Annotated in this window: 20 protein-coding genes; 9 read left to right on the top strand and 11 right to left on the bottom strand. The window is 70.0% G+C overall.

The features are described 5' to 3' along the window. Nucleotides 1-288: 288 nt before the first annotated feature. Nucleotides 289-1,083 carry a TatD family hydrolase gene (locus ACFWGZ_RS15765; RefSeq protein ID WP_382452217.1) on the bottom strand — a complete coding sequence of 265 codons (795 nt, stop codon included), beginning with the start codon at nucleotides 1,081-1,083 and terminating at the stop codon, nucleotides 289-291. 26 nt (nucleotides 1,084-1,109) lie between these two features. Further along, nucleotides 1,110-2,903 carry a methionine--tRNA ligase gene (gene metG, locus ACFWGZ_RS15760; RefSeq protein WP_382452216.1) on the bottom strand — a complete coding sequence of 598 codons (1,794 nt, stop codon included), beginning with the start codon at nucleotides 2,901-2,903 and terminating at the stop codon, nucleotides 1,110-1,112. 53 nt (nucleotides 2,904-2,956) lie between these two features. On the opposite strand from metG, the gene ACFWGZ_RS15755 reads away from it, so the two are divergent. Genes ACFWGZ_RS15755 through ACFWGZ_RS15745 form a run of 3 tightly spaced genes read left to right on the top strand, consistent with a single transcriptional unit; the run spans nucleotide 2,957 to nucleotide 5,217 of the window. Continuing rightward, on the top strand, nucleotides 2,957-3,508 hold the full coding sequence (locus ACFWGZ_RS15755) for a PadR family transcriptional regulator (protein ID WP_382452215.1): 552 nt from the start codon (nucleotides 2,957-2,959) through the stop codon (nucleotides 3,506-3,508). A gap of 58 nt (nucleotides 3,509-3,566) precedes the next feature. Beyond that, the gene (locus ACFWGZ_RS15750; protein ID WP_382452214.1) at nucleotides 3,567-4,499 is read left to right on the top strand and encodes an ATP-binding cassette domain-containing protein; all 933 of its coding nucleotides are present in this window, start codon (nucleotides 3,567-3,569) and stop codon (nucleotides 4,497-4,499) included. Continuing rightward, a complete protein-coding gene (locus ACFWGZ_RS15745; protein WP_382452213.1) occupies nucleotides 4,489-5,217 on the top strand; it encodes an ABC transporter permease in 729 nt (242 codons plus the stop codon). The genes ACFWGZ_RS15750 and ACFWGZ_RS15745 overlap by 11 nt, the downstream gene beginning before the upstream one ends. Here ACFWGZ_RS15745 and rsmI read toward each other — a convergent pair. After that, nucleotides 5,209-6,054: a 16S rRNA (cytidine(1402)-2'-O)-methyltransferase gene (rsmI, locus tag ACFWGZ_RS15740; protein ID WP_382452212.1), complete on the bottom strand. Its 846-nt coding sequence runs from the start codon at nucleotides 6,052-6,054 to the stop codon at nucleotides 5,209-5,211. The two genes, ACFWGZ_RS15745 and rsmI, sit on opposite strands and share 9 nt — an antisense overlap. Nucleotides 6,055-6,078: 24 nt before the next feature. Between rsmI and ACFWGZ_RS15735 the strand changes: the two genes are divergently transcribed. From ACFWGZ_RS15735 to ACFWGZ_RS15725, 3 genes are all read left to right on the top strand, one after another. After that, a complete protein-coding gene (locus ACFWGZ_RS15735) occupies nucleotides 6,079-7,617 on the top strand; it encodes a dolichyl-phosphate-mannose--protein mannosyltransferase (protein WP_382452211.1) in 1,539 nt (512 codons plus the stop codon). 81 nt (nucleotides 7,618-7,698) lie between these two features. Continuing rightward, complete coding sequence (locus ACFWGZ_RS15730) at nucleotides 7,699-9,825, top strand: acyltransferase family protein (protein WP_382452210.1); 2,127 nt, start codon at nucleotides 7,699-7,701, stop codon at nucleotides 9,823-9,825. A gap of 281 nt (nucleotides 9,826-10,106) precedes the next feature. After that, the gene (locus ACFWGZ_RS15725) at nucleotides 10,107-12,215 is read left to right on the top strand and encodes an acyltransferase family protein (RefSeq protein WP_382452209.1); all 2,109 of its coding nucleotides are present in this window, start codon (nucleotides 10,107-10,109) and stop codon (nucleotides 12,213-12,215) included. On the opposite strand, the gene ACFWGZ_RS15720 is transcribed toward ACFWGZ_RS15725, so the two are convergent. After that, nucleotides 12,212-13,612, bottom strand: a complete 1,401-nt coding sequence (locus ACFWGZ_RS15720; protein WP_382452208.1) for a hypothetical protein — start codon at nucleotides 13,610-13,612, stop codon at nucleotides 12,212-12,214. The genes ACFWGZ_RS15725 and ACFWGZ_RS15720 overlap by 4 nt on opposite strands. Nucleotides 13,613-13,715: 103 nt before the next feature. Continuing rightward, on the bottom strand, nucleotides 13,716-15,683 hold the full coding sequence (locus ACFWGZ_RS15715) for a protein kinase (protein ID WP_382452207.1): 1,968 nt from the start codon (nucleotides 15,681-15,683) through the stop codon (nucleotides 13,716-13,718). 269 nt (nucleotides 15,684-15,952) lie between these two features. Here ACFWGZ_RS15715 and ACFWGZ_RS15710 point away from each other — a divergent pair, with 269 nt between their 5' ends. The 3 genes from ACFWGZ_RS15710 to ACFWGZ_RS15700 all read left to right on the top strand — a co-directional run bounded on the left by ACFWGZ_RS15710 (nucleotide 15,953) and on the right by ACFWGZ_RS15700 (nucleotide 19,461). Continuing rightward, complete coding sequence (locus ACFWGZ_RS15710) at nucleotides 15,953-16,609, top strand: Crp/Fnr family transcriptional regulator (RefSeq protein WP_382452206.1); 657 nt, start codon at nucleotides 15,953-15,955, stop codon at nucleotides 16,607-16,609. A 108-nt stretch (nucleotides 16,610-16,717) separates the two neighbouring features. Continuing rightward, complete coding sequence (locus ACFWGZ_RS15705) at nucleotides 16,718-17,419, top strand: hypothetical protein (RefSeq protein WP_382452205.1); 702 nt, start codon at nucleotides 16,718-16,720, stop codon at nucleotides 17,417-17,419. Beyond that, nucleotides 17,416-19,461 (top strand): hypothetical protein, encoded by a 2,046-nt coding sequence (locus ACFWGZ_RS15700; protein ID WP_382452204.1) that lies wholly within the window; start codon nucleotides 17,416-17,418, stop codon nucleotides 19,459-19,461. The genes ACFWGZ_RS15705 and ACFWGZ_RS15700 overlap by 4 nt, the downstream gene beginning before the upstream one ends. Here ACFWGZ_RS15700 and ACFWGZ_RS15695 read toward each other — a convergent pair. The 6 genes from ACFWGZ_RS15695 to ACFWGZ_RS15670 form a co-directional block, all read right to left on the bottom strand. Continuing rightward, nucleotides 19,403-19,987, bottom strand: coding sequence for a putative T7SS-secreted protein (locus tag ACFWGZ_RS15695; protein ID WP_382452203.1), 585 nt, complete (start codon nucleotides 19,985-19,987; stop codon nucleotides 19,403-19,405). The genes ACFWGZ_RS15700 and ACFWGZ_RS15695 overlap by 59 nt on opposite strands. Beyond that, nucleotides 19,984-20,247 (bottom strand): hypothetical protein, encoded by a 264-nt coding sequence (locus ACFWGZ_RS15690; protein WP_382452202.1) that lies wholly within the window; start codon nucleotides 20,245-20,247, stop codon nucleotides 19,984-19,986. Before ACFWGZ_RS15690 ends, ACFWGZ_RS15695 begins: the two co-directional genes overlap by 4 nt. A 45-nt stretch (nucleotides 20,248-20,292) precedes the next feature. Next, nucleotides 20,293-21,120, bottom strand: coding sequence for a hypothetical protein (locus tag ACFWGZ_RS15685; protein ID WP_382452201.1), 828 nt, complete (start codon nucleotides 21,118-21,120; stop codon nucleotides 20,293-20,295). Between the two features lie 28 nt (nucleotides 21,121-21,148). Next, on the bottom strand, nucleotides 21,149-21,676 hold the full coding sequence (locus tag ACFWGZ_RS15680) for a hypothetical protein (protein ID WP_382452200.1): 528 nt from the start codon (nucleotides 21,674-21,676) through the stop codon (nucleotides 21,149-21,151). Nucleotides 21,677-21,765: 89 nt separating this feature from the next. After that, nucleotides 21,766-22,086, bottom strand: coding sequence for a cupin domain-containing protein (locus ACFWGZ_RS15675; RefSeq protein ID WP_382452199.1), 321 nt, complete (start codon nucleotides 22,084-22,086; stop codon nucleotides 21,766-21,768). 170 nt (nucleotides 22,087-22,256) lie between these two features. Further along, nucleotides 22,257-23,012 carry an excalibur calcium-binding domain-containing protein gene (locus ACFWGZ_RS15670; RefSeq protein ID WP_382452198.1) on the bottom strand — a complete coding sequence of 252 codons (756 nt, stop codon included), beginning with the start codon at nucleotides 23,010-23,012 and terminating at the stop codon, nucleotides 22,257-22,259. Between the last annotated feature and the right edge of the window lie 73 nt (nucleotides 23,013-23,085).

Raw genomic sequence — 23,085 nt, 5'->3', positions numbered from 1 at the left:
CATTGCGGAAGCGCCGAGGCCGCCGCACAGTTGGCGTTGACAAGATCATTCGAGTTGGAACTCGAAATTCCCGGCAACTCCTCCTACGTGGTCTCGCTTCTTCGCGCTTCTGGCTCCGGTCCCGCCCCGACTGCGGGCGTGCTCCGAACCGACAAGGTCGGTGCGGGTGGCACGGTCACGGGACAGTAACGGGGTAGCCGACGTTGCGCAAACACCTCCGCCGATGTTGTGACGTCAGTCACCCCATAGGGGGAGGAACCCTCTGCTCCGTTCGTCCTATATCGCATCTCAGTAGTCGAGTCCGAAGACTCGTTGAGCATTACGGGTGACGGCGGAACAGAGTTCAGAAAGATCTTCGCCACGTAGCGTCGCCAGATTCCGAACTGTGTAATTCACACAATACGGTTCGTTCGGACGCCCCCGGAACGGGTGCGGCGTGAGGAACGGGGCGTCGGTCTCGACCAGCAGCTGGTCCGGCGGCACGAGCTGGGCCGCCTCCCGCAGCGCGCGGGCGTTCTTGAACGTCACAGGGCCCGCGAACGACAGCACGTACCCCGCGTCGACGCACCGCCGGGCGAAGTCCGCGTCGCCGGAGAAGCAGTGGAAGACCACGGTGGACGGTGCGCCCTCGGAGGACAGGATCTTGAGGATGTCCTCGTGCGCGTCCCGGTCGTGGATCATCAACGGCTTCCCGACGCGCTTCGAGAGGTCGATGTGCCAGCGGAAGGCCTCGTGCTGGGCCGCGGGCGGCGAGTAGTCCCAGTAGTAGTCGAGCCCGGTCTCGCCGATCGCCACGACACGGGGCTGGACGGCCAGCCGCTCCAGTTCCGCCTTCTCCGCGTCGCCGAACGACGAGGTGCGCGTCGGGTGCACGGCCACCGCCGCGTAGACGCGCGGGTCCCAGGTGGCCGCCTCGGCGGCCCAGGTGGCGGCCGCCAGGTCGTCCGCCACGGTGACCACGTGCGAGACGCCAGCGGCCTCCGCGCGGTCCAGCAGGACCGCGACCTCCTCGCGCGAGGTCGCGCCGCACGCGTCCAGGTGGGTGTGGGCGTCGACCACCGGTGTCGGAAGGGCTTCCGGCACCGGCGGTCGTTCCCGTTCGTCCGCCACTAGTCGGTGACGATCGGAGCCCACTCGGGCCCGGTCTCGCCCAGCTTCGGGTCGAGCTTCGCGAACAGCGGCGACGGCTTGCCCAGCGGGCGGCCGACCTCGATCGGCGTCGACTCCCACTTCGCCTGCTCGCCCGCGTAGTCACCGGTGAGCACCGGGTACGAGCGCTCGGGCACATCGAGGTCGGTGACCTCGTTCATCGACGGCTGCGCGGCCCACACGCCCGTGCCGCCCAGCGCCTCGTGCACCTGCTGCGCCGAGTGCGGCAGGAACGGCGTCATGAGCGTGTTCGCGTCCTGCACGACCTGCAACGCGGTGTGCAGCACCGAGTCGCGGCGGTCCGGGTCGTCCTTGAGCTTCCACGGCTCCTGGTCGGACAGGTACTTGTTCGCCGCCGAGATGACCCGCATCGCCTCGCCGGAGGCCTGCTTGAACCGCGACCGGCGCAGGTGCGCGCCGACCGTGTCGAAGGCCGCCTTGGACTGGCGCAGCAGCTCGTGATCGGCATCCGTCAGCGAGGTCGCCTTCGGGATGGCGCCGACGTTCTTGTGCGCCATCGAGATCGAGCGGTTGACCAGGTTGCCCCACTCGTTCGCCAGCTCGAAGTTCGTCCGGCGGACGAACTCCTCCCAGGTGAAGTCGGTGTCCTGGTTCTCGGGACCCGCGACGGAGATGAAGTACCGCAGCGCGTCCGGCCCGAACTCCTTCAGGAAGTCGCCGACGTAGATCACGGTGCCGCGCGAGGTGGAGAACTTCGAGCCGCTCATCGTCAGGTACTCCGACGACACGACCTCGGTCGGCAGGTTCAGCGTGCCGAACCGGCCGGGCTCGCCGCCCTTGTCGCCCGCGCCGTTCTGCCCGAGCAGCAGCGACGGCCAGATCAGCGAGTGGAAGACGATGTTGTCCTTGCCCATGAAGTAGTAGCCCTGGGCGTCACCGGTCCAGAACTCCTTCCAGGCGTCGTCGTCCCCGGACCGGCGCGCCCACTCCACGGACGCGCTCAGGTACCCGATGACCGCGTCGAACCACACGTAGAACCGCTTCATCGGCTGGTCGCTCCACCCGTCGAGCGGGATGGGCACACCCCAGTCGAGGTCGCGGGTGATGGCGCGCGGCCGCAGGTCCTTGATCAGGTTCTGCGAGAACTTGAGCACGTTGGGACGCCACTCGGACCGCGTGCCCATCCACGACCCCAGCGACTCGATGAACGAGGGCAGGTCGAGGAACAGGTGCTCGGTCTCGACGAACTTCGGCGTCTCGCCGTTGATCCGCGAACGCGGGTTCTTCAGGTCGATCGGGTCGAGCTGGTTGCCGCAGTTGTCGCACTGGTCGCCGCGCGCGCCGTCGTACCCGCAGATCGGGCAGGTGCCCTCGATGAAGCGGTCGGGCAGGGTCCTGCCGGTCGACGGGCTGATGGCGCCCATCTCGACCTTGGGGACGACGTAGCCGTTCTTCCACAGCGCGGAGAACAGGTCCTGCACCACCTGGTAGTGGTTGCCGGTGGTGGTGCGGGTGAAGAGGTCGTAGGAGAGGCCGAGGCCCTGCAGGTCGGAGGCGATGACGCGGTTGTACTTGTCGGCGAGCTCACGGGCCGTCAGGCCCTCGTTCTCGGCCTGCACCTGGATGGGCGTGCCGTGCTCGTCCGTGCCGCTGACCATGAGCACCCGGTTCCCCGACATGCGCATGTAGCGGGAGAACACGTCGGAGGGGACACCGAAACCGGAGACGTGACCGATGTGCCTGGGGCCGTTGGCATAAGGCCAGGCCACCGCGGTCAGTACGGAGGCACTCATGCCAATAGCCTACGGAGGCGGTGCCAGCCGCTTTCCACTGCATGGGAGGTCCGTTGTCCGCGACCAGGATGCTGGTGCTCGGCGTGGTGAAGCTCGTCGGCGAGGCGCACGGCTACGTGGTGCGCCGCGAGCTGAAGTCGTGGTCGGCGGACAGCTGGGCGAACGTGCAGCCGGGCTCGATCTACCACGCGCTGAAGTCGCTGGCGAAGGACGGCCTGGTCGAACCGGTGGGCACCGAGTCCGCGGAGGGTCCCGCCAGGACCACCTACAAGATCACCGCCTCCGGTGAGCGCGAGCTCGGGAACATGCTCTCCCACGCGCTGGCCGACGCCGCCGCCGGCAACGACGAGGTCTCCGCGGGCGTGGCGATGCTCAACCTGGTCCCCCGCTCGCAGGCGGTCGTGCTGCTGAAGAACCGCCTCGCGGGCCTCGAGGGCCAGCTCGCCCCCACCCGGCACGGCATCTCGTCGATGCCGGAGATGGGCAAGCCCGCGCACGTCAGCGAGCTCTTTCGACTGTGGCTCGTCCACCTCGAAGGCCAGGTCCGGTGGACTCGGGAGCTGATCGGCCGGCTCGAGGCGGGCGAGTACGACCTCCGCGACTAGTCAAACTTGATTAGTCCGCGCTAGCCTCTGGTCAAACTTGACTAGAGGGGGTTCCGTCATGATCGAGGCACGCGGCCTCGCGCGCCGGTTCACGACGAAGGCCGGTCCGGTGGACGCGGTGCGCGGCGTGGACTTCGACGTCGCCGAGGGCGAGCTCGTCGGGTTCCTCGGGCCGAACGGCGCCGGCAAGTCCACGACGTTGCGCATGCTCACCACGCTGCTGCGGCCGTCCGCGGGCACGGCCGTCATCGCCGGGCACGACCTGCTGACCGACCCGGCGGGCGTGCGCCGCAACATCGGCTACGTCGGGCAGCGCACCGGCGCGGGTGCCGAGCAGCGCGTCGCCGAGGAGCTGGAGTTCCAGGCCCGCTTCTACGGCCTGTCCAAGCACGACGCCCGCAGGAAGGTCGCGGACCTGCTGGAGCGGTTCGGCCTGACGGGCCTGGAGAAGCGCGGCGTCATCACGCTCTCGGGCGGCCAGCAGCGCCGGCTCGACATCGCGATGGGCATGCTCCACGACCCGCGGCTGCTGTTCCTGGACGAACCGTCCACGGCGCTCGACCCGCAGAGCCGCCGCAACCTGTGGGACCACATCAGGCAGCTCAAGGCGGACGGCACCACGGTCTTCCTGACCACGCACTACCTCGACGAGGCCGACTTCCTCAGCGACCGGCTGCTGGTGATCGACCACGGCGCGATCGTCGGCGAGGGCTCGCCCGACGAGCTCAAGGACGGCGTCTCCGGCGACCTGGTCGTGCTCGGCACGCCGCAGGCGCAGTTGGTGGCGGGAAAGTTCGAGGGCTCCGCGGTCGACGGCGAGAAGGTCAGCTTCCGGATCCCGAACGGCGACCGCGCGTTGCCGGGACTGCTGCGCGACCTCGACACCATCGGCGTCGAGCTGCACTCGGTGCAGGTGCACCGGCCGACGCTCGACGACGTGTTCCTGACCATGACCGGTCGTTCGTTGCGGGAGGACAGCAATGCCGCCTAGGAACGTTCTGCGCGACATCTGGCTCGTGTTCTGGCGGGTGATGCGGCCGGTGCTGCGCAACCCGGTCGCCGTCGTGTTCGGGCTCGCCCAGCCGCTGCTCTACCTCGGGCTCTTCGGGCCGCTGCTCGGCGAGGGCGGCTGGCAGTGGTTCGTGCCCGGCCTGCTGGTGCAGATGGCGTTGTTCGGCACGGCCTACGCGGGCTTCTCGCTGCTGCCCGAGGTGCGCACGGGTGTGATGGAACGGCTGCGGGTCACGCCGGTCAGCCGGGTCGCACTGCTCGTCGGCAGGGTCGGCAAGGACGTGGTGCTGCTGGTCGTGCAGGGCGCGCTGATCGTGCTCGCGGCGACGCTGTTCGGGTTCCGCGCGTCGGTCGGCGAGGTCCTGCTCGGGCTCGGGCTGGTGGCGTTGCTGGGCGTCGCGATCGGTGCGATGTCGTACGCGATCGCCTTGAAGGTGAAGCTGGAGTACGTCTTCGCGTCGGTGCTGTCGGCGACGATCGTGCCGGTGATGCTGCTGTCGGGCGTGCTGCTGCCGATGTCGAACGGCCCGAGGTGGCTCTACTGGCTGTCCCGGGTCAACCCGCTCGCCCACGTCGTCGACGCCGAGCGGTCGATCTTCAACACCGGCTCGGCGCTGCTCGGACTGGTCGCGGCGGTGGCGTTGGTGCTGGTCGGCGTGTTCTACGGCGTCCGCACGTTCCACCAGGAGTCAGCTTGACCTGATCGCCGCGTCGTAGAGCGTCTTCTTGCTGACCCCGGCCGCCTCCGCGACCTCGGCGGCGGCCGACTTCATCCGCTCCCCGTCGGCGACGCGCTGCCTGACCTCGGCGACGAGCCTGTCGAGGTCGGGCTTCTCCTCGACGGGCGCCGGGCCGAGCACCACGGTGATCTCGCCGCGCGCGCCCTCCACGGCCCACTCGGCGAGCTCGCCCAACGTCCCGCGCACGACCTCTTCGTACTTCTTCGTCAGCTCGCGGCACACGGCCGCGCTCCGGTCCGGACCGAGCACCTCGACGGCGTCCTCCAGCGTCGCCGCGAGCCGGTGGGGTGCCTCGAAGAAGACGACCGTGCGTTGTTCCGTGGCCAGCGGTGCGAACCAGCGCTTGCGCTCACCGGACTTGCGCGGCGGGAAGCCGTCGAACGCGAACCGGTCGCTCGGCAGGCCGGACAGCGCCAGCGCGGTCGTGACGGCGGACGGGCCGGGCAGGCACGTGACCGTCAGGTCCTGCTCGACGCACGCGGCGACGAGCCGGTAACCGGGATCGGACACCGAGGGCATGCCGGCGTCCGTCACGAGCAGCACGGTCTCGCCGTTGTGCAGCGACTCGAGCAGGCCGGGGAGGCGGCCGACCTCGTTCTGGTCGTAGAAGCTGATGACCCGTCCCGACGGCTTGACCTGCAACGCAGCGGCCAGGCCGTGCAGCCGGCGGGTGTCCTCCGCGGCGATCACGTCGGCGGTCTCCAACGCCTCGACCAGGCGCGCCGAGGCGTCGCGGACGTCACCGAGCGGGGTGGCTGCCAGAACAAGACGGCCTGAACCGGATACAGGACTCACGGGCTTCACCCTACGATCGGCGACGTGACAGTCCTCGTGCAGCCAGGAGAGGCGCCCGTCGTCGTCGAGGAGCCGCGCACGGATCGTGCCGCGACACTCGACCCGCCGCCGTCCGGAGACCGCCTGCGCGGCTGGCTCGTCACCATCGCCGTGACGCTCGTCGGTGCCTTCGTCCGGTTCTGGAACCTCGGCTACCCCACCGACAAGGGCACGCCGATCTTCGACGAGAAGCACTACGTGCCGCAGTCGGCGCAGGTGCTGCGCAACGGCGGCTACGAGGACAACCCGGGCTACGAGCTGATCGTCCACCCGCCGCTCGCCAAGCAGCTGATGGCGATCGGCCAGGACCTCTTCGGCTACGACGGCGTCGGCTGGCGGTTCGCCTCGGCGCTCGCGGGCGCGATCACGATCCTGCTGATCGTCCGGATCGCCCGCCGGCTGACCCGCTCGGACCTGCTGGGCGCGCTCGCCGGGGTCCTGCTCATCGCGGACGGCGTCTCGCACGTCCAGTCGCGGATGGGCATGCTCGACATCTTCCTGGCGCTGTTCGTCGTCGCCGCGTTCGGCTGTCTGGTCGTCGACCGCGAGCAGATGAGAGAACGACTGGCCGTCGCCGTGCGCGAGGGGTTCGTCACCAACTCGGCGTTCGGGCCGTGGATCGGGTTCCGCTGGTGGCGCTTCGGCGCGGGCGTGATGCTCGGTGCCGCGTGCGGCATCAAGTGGTCGGGCATCTGGTACATCGCCGCGTTCGGCCTGCTGACGGTCATCTGGAGCGCGCTCGCGCGGCGGGCGGCCGGGGTCGAGGAACCGTGGCTCGGCGCGCTCGTGAAGGACGTGCTGCCCTCGCTCGGCGGTCTGGTCGCCGTCCCCGTGCTGGTCTACATCGCGACGTGGTTCCCGTGGATGGCGAGCGAGACCGGCATCGACCGGCACGTCGTCGGCGGCAAGGTCCAGGACATCTCGTACGTCCCGGACGTCCTGCAGTCGCTCTGGTACAACGCGAAGAACGTCTACAAGTTCCACGTCGAGCTGGTCACCTCGGAGACCAACCGGCACCCGTGGGAGTCGAAGCCGTGGACGTGGCCGATGGGCCTGCGTCCGATGCTCTACTACTACGACAACTCCGTCACGGGCTGCGGCGCGGCGTCGTGCCTCGGCGCGATCATGCTCATCGGCACGCCCGCGATGTGGTGGCTCGCGTTCCCCGTGATCGGCTGGGCGATCTTCCGCACCATCGGCAGGATGGACTGGCGCTACGCCGGCGTCCTGGTCGGCTACGCGGCCGGTCTGCTGCCGTGGTTCCTGAACCTCGACCGGCAGATGTACTTCTTCTACGTCACGCCGATGGCGCCGTTCCTGGTGCTGCTGATCGTGCTGGCGCTGGGCGAGATCCTGGGACGCAGGACCGCGGGGTCCGAACGCCGCGGCACCGGCCTGCTGGTCGTGGCCCTGTACGTCGGCATCGTGGTCGCGAACTTCGTGTGGCTGTGGCCGATCCTCAACGGCAACCCGATCACCCCGGAGATGTGGCAGCAGCAGCTGTGGCTGCCCAGCTGGCGGTGACCCTCACCTCACCGCTTCGGGCCCTGCGGAGGCCTCGCTGAGTTACGATCCCCCTGGGCTGACAGGGGGATCCGGCGAGGCATGAGCACCACCGTCCAGGCACGCGTCGCGCAGGCGAGACGGCTGTTGAGCGTGAGCAGACGGACGCCCGCGTCGCCCGGTTTCCGCACCGACGTCCAGGCCCTGCGCGCGATCGCCGTCCTCGCCGTCGTGGTCAACCACTTCTGGCCGGGAGCGCTGACCGGCGGCTACATCGGCGTCGACGTCTTCTTCGTCATCTCCGGCTACCTCATCACCTCGCACCTGGGCCGCGAGATCGCCCGCACCGGCCGCGTCCGGTTCGGCACGTTCTACGCGCGCCGCATCCGGCGGCTGCTGCCCGCGGCGTTCCTCGTGCTGGGCGTCACGGTCCTCGCGGCGGGCGCGCTGCTGCCGTACCCGCGCTGGACGTCGACGGCGTGGGAGACCTTCGCCTCCGCCTTCTACTGGGAGAACTGGCTCCTGGCGGCGAAGTCGGTCAACTACTCGGCGCAGAACGAGGCCGCGAGCGTCGTCCAGCACTACTGGTCGCTGTCGGTCGAGGAGCAGTTCTACCTCTTCTGGCCGCTGCTGCTGGTCGGCCTGGTCATGCTCGGCGGCAACCGGCGCTGGCTCGTGCCCGGTGTCGCCGGGGTCGGCGTGCTGTCGCTGGTCTTCAGCGTCGTCTACACGGCCCTGTCGCCCAACGAGGCCTACTTCAACACCTTCACGCGGGTCTGGGAGTTCGCGCTCGGCGCGTTCGCCGCGCTGATGGCGTCGAAGCTGGTGCTGCCGCGCGTCGCCGCCGAGGTGGCGTCGGGCGTCGGCTTCGCGATGATCCTCGTTCCCGCGTTCCTCTACGACCACACCTCGCCGTTCCCCGGCTCCCTCGCGCTGGTGCCGACGATCGGCACCGCGCTGGTGATCGCCTCCGGGCTGCGGCCGGGCCGGCAGTGGCACACGCCCGTCACGGCGTCGCGCCCCGTCCAGTTCGTCGGCGACATCAGCTACTCGCTCTACCTGTGGCACTGGCCGATCGTGACCATCGCGCCGTTCGCGCTGGGCGGCGTGCTGGAGCAGGGCGAGCTCACGACGCCGTGGCTGCTGTGGCTGCTGGCGCTGTCGTTCGCGCTGGCGTGGCTGACGAAGGTGCTCGTCGAGGACCGCGCGCGGACCTTCCCGGCGCTGGTCCGCGACACCCGGCTGACGTTCGCGACGATGATCGCCGGACTGCTCGTCGTCGAGGTCATGGCCGGTGTGCTGCAGGCGAACTACCACCAGCAGGCCGCCGCGGCCGAGCAGAACGTCCAGAAGGGCAAGGGCGACGCCTGCCACGGCGCCGGCGCGATGATCGCCTCCAACGGCTGCCCCGACCCGTTCGGCCCCGCCCGCGTCCCGGAGATGGGGCCGGTCAACGAGTACTGGCGGCTCGCGCCGGAGTGCAGGGAGACCGACTACTTCAAGATCGAGAACAAGTCGACGGTCAAGGTGTGCGACTTCAGCGGCGACGGCGAGCCGACGCAGACCGTGTGGCTGCTGGGCGACTCGCACGCCGAGCAGTGGCAGACGCCGGTGTTCGAGATCGCCCGCAAGGAGAAGTGGCTGCTCAAGATCGGCGTCCTGGGCGGCTGCCCGTTCGCCGACGTGAAGTTCACCGGCTACCGCAGCGCCGCCGGCCCGCGCGACATCCTGCGCTGCCGCGACTGGACCGCGCAGATGTTCCCGGCGATCACCAACGACAAGCCGTCGATGGTGCTGATGTCGTTCTTCTCCCGCCAGGAGTTCGTGGACGACGGCAGCGGCCGCAGCCAGACCGAGCAGTACCGCGACGGCCTCGAGTCGTGGTGGTCGGCGTGGACGGCGACCGGCACGCGCGTGTTCGTGTTCGCGGACCCGCCGTACAACCGGGACGTCCGGTCGACGAGCTGCGTGCTGCTCAACCGGTCGAACCCGAAGGCGTGCGCCATCCCCCGTGAACGCGCCCAGCCGCCGGAGCCGCTGGGCGAGGTAGCGCGGTCGTCGAGCAACCCCCGCGTGTCGGTGGTCGACCTGACGAACTACTTCTGCGACAACCGGCTCTGCTACGGCGTGATCGGCAACGTCGCCGTCTACTACGACGGCGACCACGTCAACAGCGAGTACAGCCGCACGTTGACGCCGATGGTCGAGAAGGCGCTCAGCTCCCGCTGATCCCCGGCGCACGCGGTCGCGGGCGGTGGGACGGAGGTGAGTGGTGAGGCGATCGGCGGAAACCGCCTCACCACTCTTCGCAGGGCATCCGCGTGCGGTGCCCGAGCCTTCCCGGGTGCGACCCACGGCTTAGGTCGGTGAACGGTTAATCACCGTTACGGACCGGTACAACGTTCACCCGGTTCGCCTAGCGATCACAGGAAATGTGCCCCCACCAGGTGCGATGGGTTAGCATGCCCGCTCGACGACCCAGTCGAGTGACCCTCGAAGGACTTACCGCCGTGACCACCACTGTCGAGTCGCGCCCGGAGCACGGCAGCCGGAGACCCGAGGGCAAGCCGAAGGCCCCGGGTTTCCGCACCGACGTCCAGGCCCTGCGCGCGATCGCCGTCCTCGCCGTCGTGGTGAACCACTTCTGGCCGAACTCGCTGACGGGTGGCTACGTCGGCGTCGACGTCTTCTTCGTCATCTCCGGCTTCCTGATCACCTCGCACCTCGACCGCGAGATCGTGCGCACCGGCCGCGTCCGGCTCGGCAAGTTCTACGCCCGCCGCGTCCGCCGCCTGCTGCCCGCCGCGCTGCTGGTGCTCGGCCTCAGCGTGGTGCTGGCGTACTTCCTGCTGCCGTACCCGCGCTGGACCGCCAACGCCTGGGAGTCGTTCGCCGCCGCCTCCTACTGGGAGAACTGGCTGCTCGCGGGCAAGTCGGTGAACTACTCGGCGCAGAACGAGGCCGCGAGCCTGGTCCAGCACTACTGGTCGCTGTCGGTGGAGGAGCAGTTCTACCTGTTCTGGCCGCTGCTGCTGATGGGCATGTTCAAGCTGGGCAGGCGGCGCTGGGTGATGGCGGGCGTCCTGGTGCTGGGCGCGCTGTCGCTGGGCTTCAGCGTCTACTACACGGCCGTCTCGCCGAGCGCCGCGTACTTCATCACGCCGGTCCGCGTCTGGGAGTTCGCGATCGGCGCGGGCGTGGCCCTGGCCGCCACCCGGCTGGTGCTGCCGCGCGCGGCCGCCGAACTGGCCGCGTTCGCGGGCCTCGCGATGATCATCACCGCCGCGTTCGCCTACGACCACCACACGCCGTTCCCCGGCTACCTGGCCCTGGTCCCCGCGGCCGGCACCGGCCTGGTGATCGTCTCCGGCCTGCGTCCCGGCCGGCAGTGGCACACGGCCGTGACCGCGTCGCGCCCGGTCCAGTTCGTCGGCGACATCAGCTACTCGCTCTACCTGTGGCACTGGCCGGTGCTGCTGCTGGCGCCGTTCGCGCTGAGCGGCCTGCTGGAGAAGGGCAAGCTCAGCACGCCGTGGCTGCTCGGCCTGCTCGCCCTCTCGCTGGTCCTCGCGTGGCTGTCGAAGATCGTCGTCGAGGACCGCGGCATGTCGTGGGGCCCGCTGACCCGCAGCACCCGCCTGACGTTCGCGGGCATGGTGGCGGGCATCGCCGTGGTCGCCGTCCTGTCGACGGGCCTGCAGTGGACCTACTCGCGGCACGTGGCGCAGGCCGAACGCGACGTGGCCGCCGGCCTGACCAGCCCGTGCCACGGCGCGGGAGCCATGATCGGCACGAACGGCTGCCCGGCCCCGTTCGGCCCGGCCCGCGTGACGGCGATGGGCCCGGCCAACGAGTACTGGCGCCTGGCCCCCGAGTGCCGCCAGATCCAGGACTACAACGCGGGCGACAAGCACACGACGTCCGTCTGCGACTTCACCGGCGGCACGCCCGGCCGCAAGGTCTGGCTGGTCGGCGACTCGCACGCCCAGCAGTGGCAGGCCGCGCTCTTCGAACTGGCCCGCGCCTCGAAGTGGGACCTGAAGATCTCGTTCCTCGGCGGCTGCCCGTTCGCCGACGTGCGGACCACGAGCTTCCGCGGCAAGGGCGTCGCCTCGCACGAGGTGGACCGCTGCGCCGCCTGGACGGCCCGGATGACCGACGTGATCGCCGCCGACCGCCCGTCGCTGGTGCTCACGTCGTTCTTCGCGCGCAGCGAGAACGTGGAGACGCGCGACGGCCGCACCCAGACCGACCAGTACCGCGAGGGCCTGGAACCGCGCTGGCGCAAGTGGACGGACGCGGGCGCCCGCGTCGTCGTGCTGGCCGACCCGCCGTTCAACGGCGACGTCCGCTCCCCCGACTGCGTGGTCCTGAACGCCGCGTCGCCGCAGACCTGCGCCGTCCCGCGCGCCCAGGCCCACCCCACCGACCCGCTGGTGGAGGTGGCGCGGACGACGAAGGTGCCCGGGGTGTCGCTGGTCGACCTGTCCGAGTACTTCTGCGACTCGGAGCGGTGCTACTCGGTGGTCGGGAACGTGGTCGTGTACTTCGACGCGGACCACGTGAACGGGGAGTTCAGCCGCAGCCTGGCGCCGGTGATCGCGAAGGCCCTGGGCTAGGCCTCCGCCGGGGCGGGTGCCGGGTGCACGGGTTGTGCCGGCTGCGCGGGCACCAGCTCCGGTCCGTCCTGCGACGACGGGGCGGTGGACACCAGCGCCACCGGCACCTCGGCGGGCGGTACGAACGCGGCCTCCGCCCTGATCTTCGGCGGGGTGGCGGCCCACGGCTTCAGGTTCTGCACGATCTCCTCGTAGAAGGAGGACACCGCCTTCAGCACGGAGTCGATGAACGAGTTGCGCCCGGTGCCGCGCTTCGCGCCCATCGGCACCGAGATCTCGACTCGGAACCCGCGGATCTCCTTCTGCGGATCGGTGATGAGCAGCGCCGGGTTCGCCCGCACCGCACCGAGCAACTCGGAGGCCCCGGCTCCCCTGCCGTGCGCGACGAACGCCTCCAGGCGCACCGCGTCGGGGGCGTTCTTCAGCTGCCGCACCAGCCAGTTGACGCGCGTCGCCGGACGTCCTTCCTTCGGCCCCTCCACGTCGACCCCGCAGATCACCCGGCCCGCCCGCAGGTCGGCGACGACGTGCAACGTGCCGACGGTGTCGGGGATGCGGATCCCTCCCGAGAGCTTCCCGTCGGCCACCAGCTGCGCGAGCTGCCGGGAGAGCCGGGCCTGCGGCTCGGCGAGGTCCTTGCGCGACAGGGCCGGCGTGACGTCCGTGCCGAGGCGCCGGCCGAGCTGCAGACCGGCGAACCGCAGCAGGGCCTCGAAGCGCAGCACCACGTCGGGCGCGATCTTGTCGGTGGCGCGCAGGGTGCGGGCCTCCACCGCGTCGCGCAGCGGAACCCACGACGACCCCATGTCCTCGAACGCCATCGCGCCCGAGCGCGGGTGCTCGAGGTACCTGATCAGCTCGCCGAGAATCCACGCCTGGTCGGGGTCGGCCACCCCGCGGTGCTCCTTCTGCATCACGGCTTCGCAGAGCACCTCGCTCCACGACAGGTGGTGCAGCGCGACCTTCTTGAGCTTCTTCCGGTCCACCGGCGTCGGGTGCTGGCCGGGCAGCGGCGCGATCTCGTTGGAGATGGTGACCACCGCGTCGAAGCCGAACTCCCGCGCGATGTCGAGGTAGTTCTCCAGCTGCTCGACCTGCAGCTCGTTGGACCCGGTCTTCACCTCGACCAGCGCGGTCCACGACTTCTGCCCGCGCGTGACCCGGACCAGTCCGTCCGGGATGAGCTTGCGCCCGTCGAGCTCGAACGGGACCTCGATGAACGTCTGCACCGCGGCGGCGGGCGCCCCCAGCGGCTGGGTCAGCGCACGGCCGAACTCGCGCACCGCGGACATGACCGCCAGCAACGCCGAGGTGGCCCGTCGTTCTTGTTCCTCGGCGCCGTTGATGCCCGAAGTCGGGATCAGGCGTGCGGCGTGCCAGCTCTCTTCAGCGGTCATGGTTCCCTCGCATGGCGGCTTTTGCGTTCAGGAAACAACGCTGTCGTCGTCGCTGGGCGTTTGACGACCGTTACCGCCGTGCGGGGGCATTCACCCGGATCGGCTACATCGGCATGTGCCGCGTCGGAGGGGGTCCCGGCTTGGTGATCATCTTCGTCACCGGCCCCTCCTTGCTCATCCCCTGCTGGTCCAGGAACTGCGACAACTGCCCCCGCACCTGGGCCAGCGTGGGACGGCGACCGGGCTCCGGGTCCATCGCGGCGAGCAGCAGCCGCGCGTGCGCGCTGTTCTGCGGCAGCTTGGTGATCGGTTCGCCCTGGGCGGCGGCCATCAGCGAGGAGATCGGGTTCTCGCGGGAGCCGCGCGGCGGGTGGCCGGTCAGGGCGTAGGAGACGGTCGCGGCCAGCTGCCACGAGTCCGACGCCGGGGACGCCGTCTCGCCGCGGGCCGTTTCCGGGGCCAGGAAGTCGGGCGTGCCGACCATCATGCCGGTGGCGGTGAGCGTGCTGTCGCCCTTGGAGCGCGCGATGCCGAAGTCGATCAGGTGCGCGGTGCCCTGGCCGTCGACGATCACGTTGGACGGCTTCACGTCGCGGTGCAGCACGCCGCGGTCGTGGGCGGCGGCCAGGGCGTCGGCCATGTTCAGCCACAGGCGGGCGGCCAGCTTGTCGTCGATCAGGCCGTTCTTCAGCACGGTCTCGGACAGCGACGCGCCCTCGATGTACTCCATGACCAGCGCCAGGCCGTCCGGGTCCTGGACGATGTCGAACACCCGCACGCAGTTCGGGTGCCTGACCGCGGCCAGCGCGCGGGCCTCGCGGAGCATGCGCGCCTCGGTCTCGTTGTCCGGGGCGTGCGCGAGCTTCACCGCGACCGTGCGGTCGAGCTGCTCGTCGACGGCCAGCCAGACCGTGCCGAAGCCGCCGGAGCCGAGCTGGCGGACGCGGCGGAACCGGCCGTTGCCCGGGTTCCAGACCTTGCCGGACTTCTGCACGGGCGCGGGCGAGTCGGCGTTCGCGGCGCCCGGACCGAACGGCAGCGGGCCCGGCGTGTCGGCGAGGACCGCGGGCTGGGACGGCTGCGGCTGCTGCACCTCGGCGACGCGCGTCGGCGGGTACTGCGGCGGCGGCTGGTTCACCGGGCGCATCGGCCGGTTCATCGGCGCCGGCTGGTACTTCGGCACCTGCGCCGGCTGGTACGGCGGCGGGTTCTGCGTCGGCTGGTGCTGGGAGGGCTGCGGCTGGTGCTGCGACGGCTGGTGCGGCGGCTGCTGGTGCTGGGCCGCGTTGATCGGCTTCGTCGGCGCCTTCTTCTGCGGGTTCTGCGGCAGCTGGGGCTGCGGGGTGCGCGCCACCGGCTGCGGTGGCGGCGGGTTCTGCGCACTCCGGTCCTGGGACCGGTCGCGGCCGGGGCGGTTGAGCATGGCGGTAGTCAACCCGAAAATCCGCACGACGATTGAGCCGATTACCGCAATCGGCAGAAAGCCCAGGAGCACATGGCCCACCAGCGTCACGGGCTGTGCCGACGTGGCTGCGAGGAGCACCAGGAACGGCAGCCAGAACACCCGCTTGGGCCAGCTCGGCCCGAGCCGGAACGCCGAGCCCGCCTGGAGCATGACGAAGAGCAGGCACAGCAGCGCCAGCACCACGGTGATGCCGGCGGCGATCAGGAAGAGGGGAGCCGCGCCGGGCCGCTGGGCCACACCGATGATCGACGGCGTGCCGTCGACGAGGTAGCGCCCCTGCGAGAACTGGTCGAAGCAGGTGAGCTCGTCCAGCGAACCGGATCCGGGGATGTCGCGCCCGGCCAGCCCCTGCACGGTCCCGCGCATGATCAGCCACGGCAGCACCAGGCAGCTGGCGACACCGAGCACGGCGAAGATCGCGCCGGTCACCGCGCCGTAGGAGTTGCCGACGACCCGCCGCACCGCGATGGACAGCAGCGCCCCGACCGTGGGGAACAACCCGAGCACCGCACCGAGCGCCGTGGTGGTCCACACCCAGTCACCGGGGCAGACATTCCCGCCCACGAAGCCGTGCAGCCACGTGAGCAAGGACTCCGCGAGCCCCACGACCCACACCACCCCTTCCGCGATCACCCCCAGCCTAGGCGTCCTGACAGCCTACGGTGCGTGATCGGTCTGCGGTTGACGCCACAGCAACCGTTTCCACGATCGCCGCGTTGTACCTCCGTCCCTCCCCCTCTGCCACGCTGTCGGTTCATGAGGATCGACGACCTGTTCACCACCGGAACGTCCCAGCCCCTGATCTCGTTGAACCTCATCGGTCATATCGGCCGGAAACCGGCAAGCGTCACGCACGGCGGCGGGGGTCCGCACTGATGGATGATCCAGCGAAAGACCTGGGGCGCGCCACCCTGCGCGCCGGGAGGAGGCCTCGCCCGTTCCACCGCGGCGACCGCCTGATCACCGCGGGCACACCGAGCGAGGAGGTGCTGCTGATCGAGTCGGGCCTGGTCAAGGTGGTGCTGCCGACCGGTGAGAAGCACGAGCCGATCACCGGCCTGTACGGCTCGGGGGCTCTGCTCGGGGAGATCGGCGTGACCAACGCCGTCACGCGAAGCGCTCACGTGGTCGCGCTGGCGCCCGGAGCGGCGTGGCACGTGGCGGGTAGCCACTACTTGGCGCTGAGGAACGACCCCGGGATTCAGCGGCTCCTCGACGAGACGTGGAACGAACGGCAGCGCAACGCCGACGAGAACCAGCTGCGCCAGGCGCGCACCGGAGCCGCACGAGTGGCGATGTGTCTGCTGTACTGGGCGCGCAGGTTCGGCACGGAGGCGAGCTCCGGCCTCGAACTGCGTGGGGTCAGCCAGGAGGACTTGGCCGACGCCACGGCGATGTCGGTGAAGACGATCGAGCCGTTCCTGCGCACGCTGCGCCGTCGTGGGCTCCTCCAGACCGGCCGCCTGCGCTACCTGCTACCAGCGCCGGAGCGCCTCGGCCAATTCATTGCCAATTCCCAAGAGGCGAACTGACCACTTGTTGCCCCTGTTTTCCGGGTGAGCGCGTCCGTCCCAGCCACCAGAATCGCTGTCCCGTGGAAATGGAGGCAGCGAGTGAATCCTGTTCCGCAGCACCGCGCGTTGCTCGGCGTCGACGTCATCGGCTCGGCACAGCTACCGGACTACCTGTTGAAGGCAGTCCCCGTCACGATCTCGAAGCTGCTCGACGAAGCGCTGGAGCACAGCGGCGTCGAACCAGCCGACGTGCTCGTCCGCGAACCGCTCGGCGATGGAGCCGTGATGGTGTTGCAGAGCGAGCAACTCGGTGCGGTCCTCGACGCGGCTGTGCGTCTGGACCAGCTCACGATCAACCACAATCGTTGGCAGAAGCCGGAAGTGCGGCTGCGCGTCGCCGTCCACGTGGGCCCGGTCGGAGCCGACGGCTTTCACCGCACCCGCGTCGACCACAACCGGCTGCTCGACGCGCCGGAGTTCAAGAAGCTGCTCGAGCGCTGCCGCGAACTGGGGTCGGAGGAGACGGCGAACACGGGGTTGATCGTTTCTTCCGAGGCCCTCGACGCGGCGTTCAGCGGTGACCACACCCAGCTCGCGCGGCGCAGCGACTTCGCCGCGCTGGCCATCTCGAACAAGGAGTTCCGGCAGGAGGCCTGGGTCCGCGTGCAGGGCTTCGACTCGCGCAGCCTGACCGCGTTCACCAAGACGGCTCCGGAGATGCACCAATCCGGTACCCGTGTCCGCAATGTCGTGCACGGCAACATGCACGGTGTGCAGGCCGGAGACATCGACGGCAACCTGAACTTCTACGGCGGACGTCGACCATGAGCGAAGAGAAAGAGGACAAGCCCGCAGCGGCCGCCGAGCAGAAGCCGTCATCCCAGCTGTCGCCGGACGAGCCCCAGTACATGCTGAACGTCGCTCAGGGCGCCATGCACGGAGCTCAGACCGGATCTGTCTCCGGCAACGTCAACGTCTACAACTCACCGATCTCGGCCCCGGCGGACCTGATCGTTCGCTACGCGACGCCTCAGGACGTCGAGGACGTGCGACGTGAGTTCGTACCACCCGGTAACTACGACGACGCGCTGACCAGGCTGAGGCGTGAGCACGTGGTGATGTTGCGCGGTGAAGGGACCGGGCGCACTTTCACCGCGCACAGGATGCTGGCGCACGAATTCGGCATCACGAAGATCGCCGACATGAACCGCGCCCGCACGCTCGACAGCGTCCGGGAAGCCGAGCTCGAGCCGGGTATTGGCCTCGTCCTGGACGGACGGGGCAGCCGCGACCAGCCCATCTCCGATCGCGACTTCGCGCAGTGCCTCAACGTCGTCAAGGACGCGCAGTGCCGCTTGGTGATCTTGCTCGACCACAACTCCCGGACTCCGGCGAACTCGTGGAAGCACGTCGTGTCGCTGACCCCGCCGTCTGCGGTCGAGGTCGCTCAGGCCGCACTGCGCCGGCGTGGTCACGCGGACGAGGTACTGCTGCAGATGATCAAGACCGAGCTGGCGCCCGCGCTCGAGGGCGCGGCACCCGACAAAGCCGTGCTGGCCGCAGATTTCGCGGTGCGGATCCACTCCGGTGAACTCGACGTCGCGAAGGCCGTCGCGGCGCTGAAGGAGGAGGTCACGGAGGCCGTAGCGCACTGGTTCGCTGACAAGGACGTGCACACCTACGCCTACTCGTTCGCGGTCGCGGTGCTTGAGAACCAGCCGTTCGAGCACGTGGCGCAACGCGCGCGAGCACTCGACGAGGAGATCAGGAAAGCCCGCCTGCCCGAGGACAAGAAGCTGCGGCCGCGCTGCGTGTTCGACCTGTCGAAGGACAGGATGTTGCAGGAGATCTGCGCGAAGACGGAGGTGCGCGACCACCCGAAGCACAAGGACATGTTCGAGGAGACCATCCGGTTCGAGCGGCACGACTGGGCCAGCGGCGTCTTCAAGCACATGTGGCGCCAGTACCCCGCGGCCCAGGAGATCCTCCGCGACTGGATGTGCGACGACGCCACGCTCGACAGGTACGGGGAGGAAAGCCTCCACGCCGTCTGCGAGGTCGTGCGGACCGTTCCGGCGCACGAGCCGCTGGCGATCGTGGAGAGCCTGGGCTCTCACCGCCGGTACGGCAGTCGCGCTCTGGCCGCGAGAGCGATGGCTGTGCTGATGGACGACGCGCTGATCCGTCCCATCGTCGAGAAGACCCTGAAGACGTGGACGAAATCGGGTACCGCCTACCAGAAGTCGACGGTGGCATTGGTCTACTCGTCCGAGTTCGGCCGGCGCGACCTCGCCGCGGCGTTGGAGAAGCTCACCGCGATCGGCAGGTCGGAGTACTTCGCTCCGCAGAACGCAGTGGTCGGAGGCATGCTGCGCATGCTGCTGGACAAGGAGATCCGCGGCATCGCCATCGAGACCGTCCTGTCGTGGACGGGTGCGAGGTACCGGCGCACCGGTCTCCAGCAGATCACGCTCGCGCTGGCGCTGTGGGTGGCGGGGATCCACAAACTGCGCCACGACTACTTCGTCGAGTTCGGCGAGGCGTTTCCGAACCACGTGAAGGACCTGCTCAAGCACGCCTTCGCCGACGAGGAGCACGGCGAGTACCTGCTGGAACACTTCGGCGAACTGGCTCTGCACGCGAGGTGGGACGACGCCAAGGCAGCCGAGCTGATCAGGCTGACCCGGCTGATCGCTCCCGACCTGTCGTGGTGGCAGCGCCGGGACGCGGTCGACGCCCTGACCTTCCAGCACCCGACCAAGCGCTCGGAGATCCACCGGATCTTCCGCATCGCGCGGAAGGTGCAGAAGCTCAGCCGTCGAGGAGCTGTTCCGTTGACCACCTCCGCCAACGCGGGTAGCGCGCCGTGATCGCGAGCGTCGTCACGACCGTCTCGACGTGCGGCTTCGCCAGGAAGTCCGCCGCGCGCGGCAGCACCGCGACGGCGTCGGCGACCACCTCGGCGACCGGCTCCGCGGCCTGCTCGACGGCGACCTCCGGCACGGGTTCGGGATCGCGCAGCTCGGACCGCACGTGTCTCAGCTCGTCGGTCGCGTTGCCCACCGCACGCACCGCGAGGTGCTCCTCCTCGGCCAGCTGCCGCCAGAGCCGGTCCGCCTGCTCCGGCCCTGCCTGCTGGACGAGGCGGCTCACCTCGACGTGCGTGTAGAGGTAGGTCTCCACGGCGTCATGAGCGATCTCGAACGCGTCGGACACGTCGAGCCAACGCTTTCTGGCGCGGTAGCGGTACTCGTCGAACCGCGTGCTCGCCGCGCCGGTCCACGCGCTCGACGTCGCCTTGGCATGTGCGAACGCCACGGATGCGCACTCGTCGCGCATCCGCCTCAACCACTCCTGGACGCTCCGGAGGGAGTGGAAGTCGCTGGAGAGGCTCACGCGGGAAAGACGTCCACCTGTTCGTAATGGCGGGCTGTGTCGACGAGACGGCCCGCTGTGCCCTCGACGTCGCGCACCAGTTCCGCCGTCGCGTGGTCGGAAGCATCGCGGAACCGGGCCAGCGCCGCGAACAGCTCGCCGCGGGAGGGGTCCGGCCGTCCGTCCGGGTGGCGGGCGAGGGAGGTGACGCCCTCGGCGGCCTGCGACAACGGGCGGGCCAGTGCGCGCAGCTCGGCAGGGTCGACGCTGAACCCGCTCACGGCACCTCCCGCCGGTGAAAGTTTGGTCTGGAACGATATACGGCCTCAGCCGATCAGCTCCTTGATTTCGGCCGCCGACACGAAGACGACCTCTTCGTGTGCCGCGCCCGCGTCGACCACGACCCCGACGCCGAGCGGCGCCACCAACGGCAGCAGTTCGGCGCCTTCGACCTCCAGCCACCGGTCGTCCCACGAGAAGCCCTTGAGCCGGCGGTAGGCGACGAGCCGGTCAAGGCCGGTGAACGCGAGCACCGCCCGTTCGTACCCGGTGACGTCGGCCGCGACGAGGCCCGGCCGGCCGGGGTCGGGCAGGTAGACGGTGGTGTTGAGCAGCTCGGCGACGACCTCGGGATCACCGGCCCGCGCCAGCTCGCGCAGCCGCGGCGCGGGCATCGCGTACATCGGCCGCCGGGACAGCTGGTGCTCCAGGGCCACGGCGGACGCGGGGTCGCCGGGGTCGACCACGAAGTGCGGCACGCAGTGCAGCGACGGCGGGATGTCGTCGAGGCTCGCACCGGGCAGCACGACGACGATCACCTTGCGCTGGAACAGCTCCGGCTGCCGCATGAGCAGCCCGCGCAGGTGCTTGAGCTCGTACTCCACGCCGCGGCTGTCGGGGTTGCGCCCGCTGAACGCGAGCGCCCACCCCGGTGACACGGCCACCGCGATCCGGTCCGCGTCCTCCATGCGCTGCAGGCAGAACGTGGACCAGTCGACGGGTTCGTGCTGGTGGTAGAGGTCGATCTCGGGCTTGGCACCGATGCGGTGCAGCAGCCCGGCGAACCCGTGCAGGGTGTCCCGCCACGCTCTGGTGCGCGCGGCGTCCCAACCGGGACTCGTGTGTGCCCAGACCACGAACACCTCGGGACGCATGAACCGCATCATCCCGCAAGGGGCCAGTTCAGCCGTCGAAGACCTCGTGGTCGGCCCGCACCCACGCGCTGCCCTGCCCACTCGTGTGCCGCACGGCCGTCTCGGGTGGCTCCGGCAGCTCGCCGGTGCCGGCGACGAACTCGACGGTCCACAGGTGCCGGGCCGCCGGGTCCTGGTCCTCGAGGTCGGAGCCGAGCGAGAGCGTGAAGTCCTGCGCCTGCACTGTGATCCGCGCGCCGAGCGCGCCCTCCGGACCGGGCGCGCAGACCAGCTCCAGCCGGGCGCGCACCCACTGCGGCACGGACGCGGGGTCCGCCTCGACCTCGGAGGCGACCGCGGTGCACGAGGTGCCGTGGACGCGGGCGACGAGCGCGGCGCGGAAGACGACGAGCTCACCGGCCGTGCAGCCGGTGAGAACGCGCGCTTCGACGGCTGTCTCCGCGCCGGAGACGACGGGACGGGCGGCCGCGCACCTCGCGGCAGGGGCTTCGGCCACCGCCGGCGCTCCCCCGGAGGTGACGGCCACGAGTAATAACGCGGCGACCACGGACCTCATGCGGGACAACCTATTCGCGGCCACCGCGCTTCCGCTCGATCTTCACCCCACAGGTGGGTGAGCGCAGAAAACGTTGCGGGTCAACGACGTCAGTTGCCGTGGTCGTGGTCGTGCTCGGCGGCGAACGGCTGGTAGATGTAGAACATCGTCACCGGATCGTCGCCCGCGACGGTCTCGTGGTCCGCGCCGGGCGGCACGAACGCGTAGGACCCCGCGCCGGCCTCGACGCCACCGATGGTCACCTTGCCGTCGACGACCCACGTGTGCTGCGTGGCCGACGGGTGGTTGTGCCCGACGTCCCGCGCGCCCGGTGCCATCTGGATGAGACCGACGATCGTGTCACCGGCGGGCGACTTCCACAGGAGCTTGTTCTGCAGCCGCTGGTCGCCGTGCAGGGGGAACGACTTCATCTGCGCCAGCACGTCCGCCGGAACGACGGTGACACCTTCGGGGGCTCTACCGGATAACGGGCCTGTCATGTGTGAGCTGCCTCTCCACTCGATCGGGGGATGCGGGGAAGGCTACCTGGGCCGGAACCGGACCAGGTGCCCTCGCACGAACCCTCTTCGAACAGCGGAGATCACTCGCACGCGACGCCGTCCTTGTCGCGGTCGAGCGCCGGGCGGTACCCCGGCTGTCCCGCGTAGAGCGGCGCCGCACCGGCGGCACGGGCCGCGTCGCAGTTCGCGTAGTAGGCGGCGGGGGCCGGAGCGGGCTCTGGCGCCGGTGGTGGAACGGGCTGCGGCGCAACGGTTCGCGGCTGCGGCACGGCGGGCTGCGGTTGGGGCGCAACGGTGTTCGGCGCCGGCTTCACGTCGAGCCCGCCGCACGGCGGCCCCCAGAACCCGAGCCCGGTCTGCTTCGCGACCGCGGCCGCCGCCGAGATCGCGGCCTCGGCTCCGTCGACGGCGCGCGCGGCACCCTGACCGGCCGCGAGGACCGCGTAGTCCGCGCCGTCGGCCAGCAGCAGCTGCGAGCCGACGACCTTGACCGGCTTGCCCACCAACGTCTTCGTGGCGAAGTCGACGGCCGCGCCCGCCCAGCACTCGCCGGGGGCCGCCAGTCCCTGCACCACCAGCTTGGCGCCGTCGGACAGAGTCACGGTGCGACCGTCCACGACGGACGCGACGGTCACCGCCGGCGGAGTCGTGGTCGTCGTGGTGGTGGTCGTGGTCGTGGTCGTGGTGGTGCTGGAAAGCGAGCTCTTGGCGCTCGCGAGGTCGGTGGACGGTTGGCCGCAGGCCGCGACGATTGCCAGCGGGAGCACCGCCGAGATCGCGAGGGCGGCGCGGCGGGCGTTCTGCGGCAGTCGTTGCCGGAGCACGGATGCGGTCATGAGCACCACATCGCGGGACCGGCGGGAATGCGTTACCCGCGTCACTCGATCAGCCCAACCGACTGTCCACATC

The sequence above is a fragment of the Lentzea sp. NPDC060358 genome (assembly GCF_042725365.1).
Classification (GTDB): domain Bacteria; phylum Actinomycetota; class Actinomycetes; order Mycobacteriales; family Pseudonocardiaceae; genus Lentzea.
This window is presented reverse-complemented; position numbering and strand designations above follow the sequence as displayed.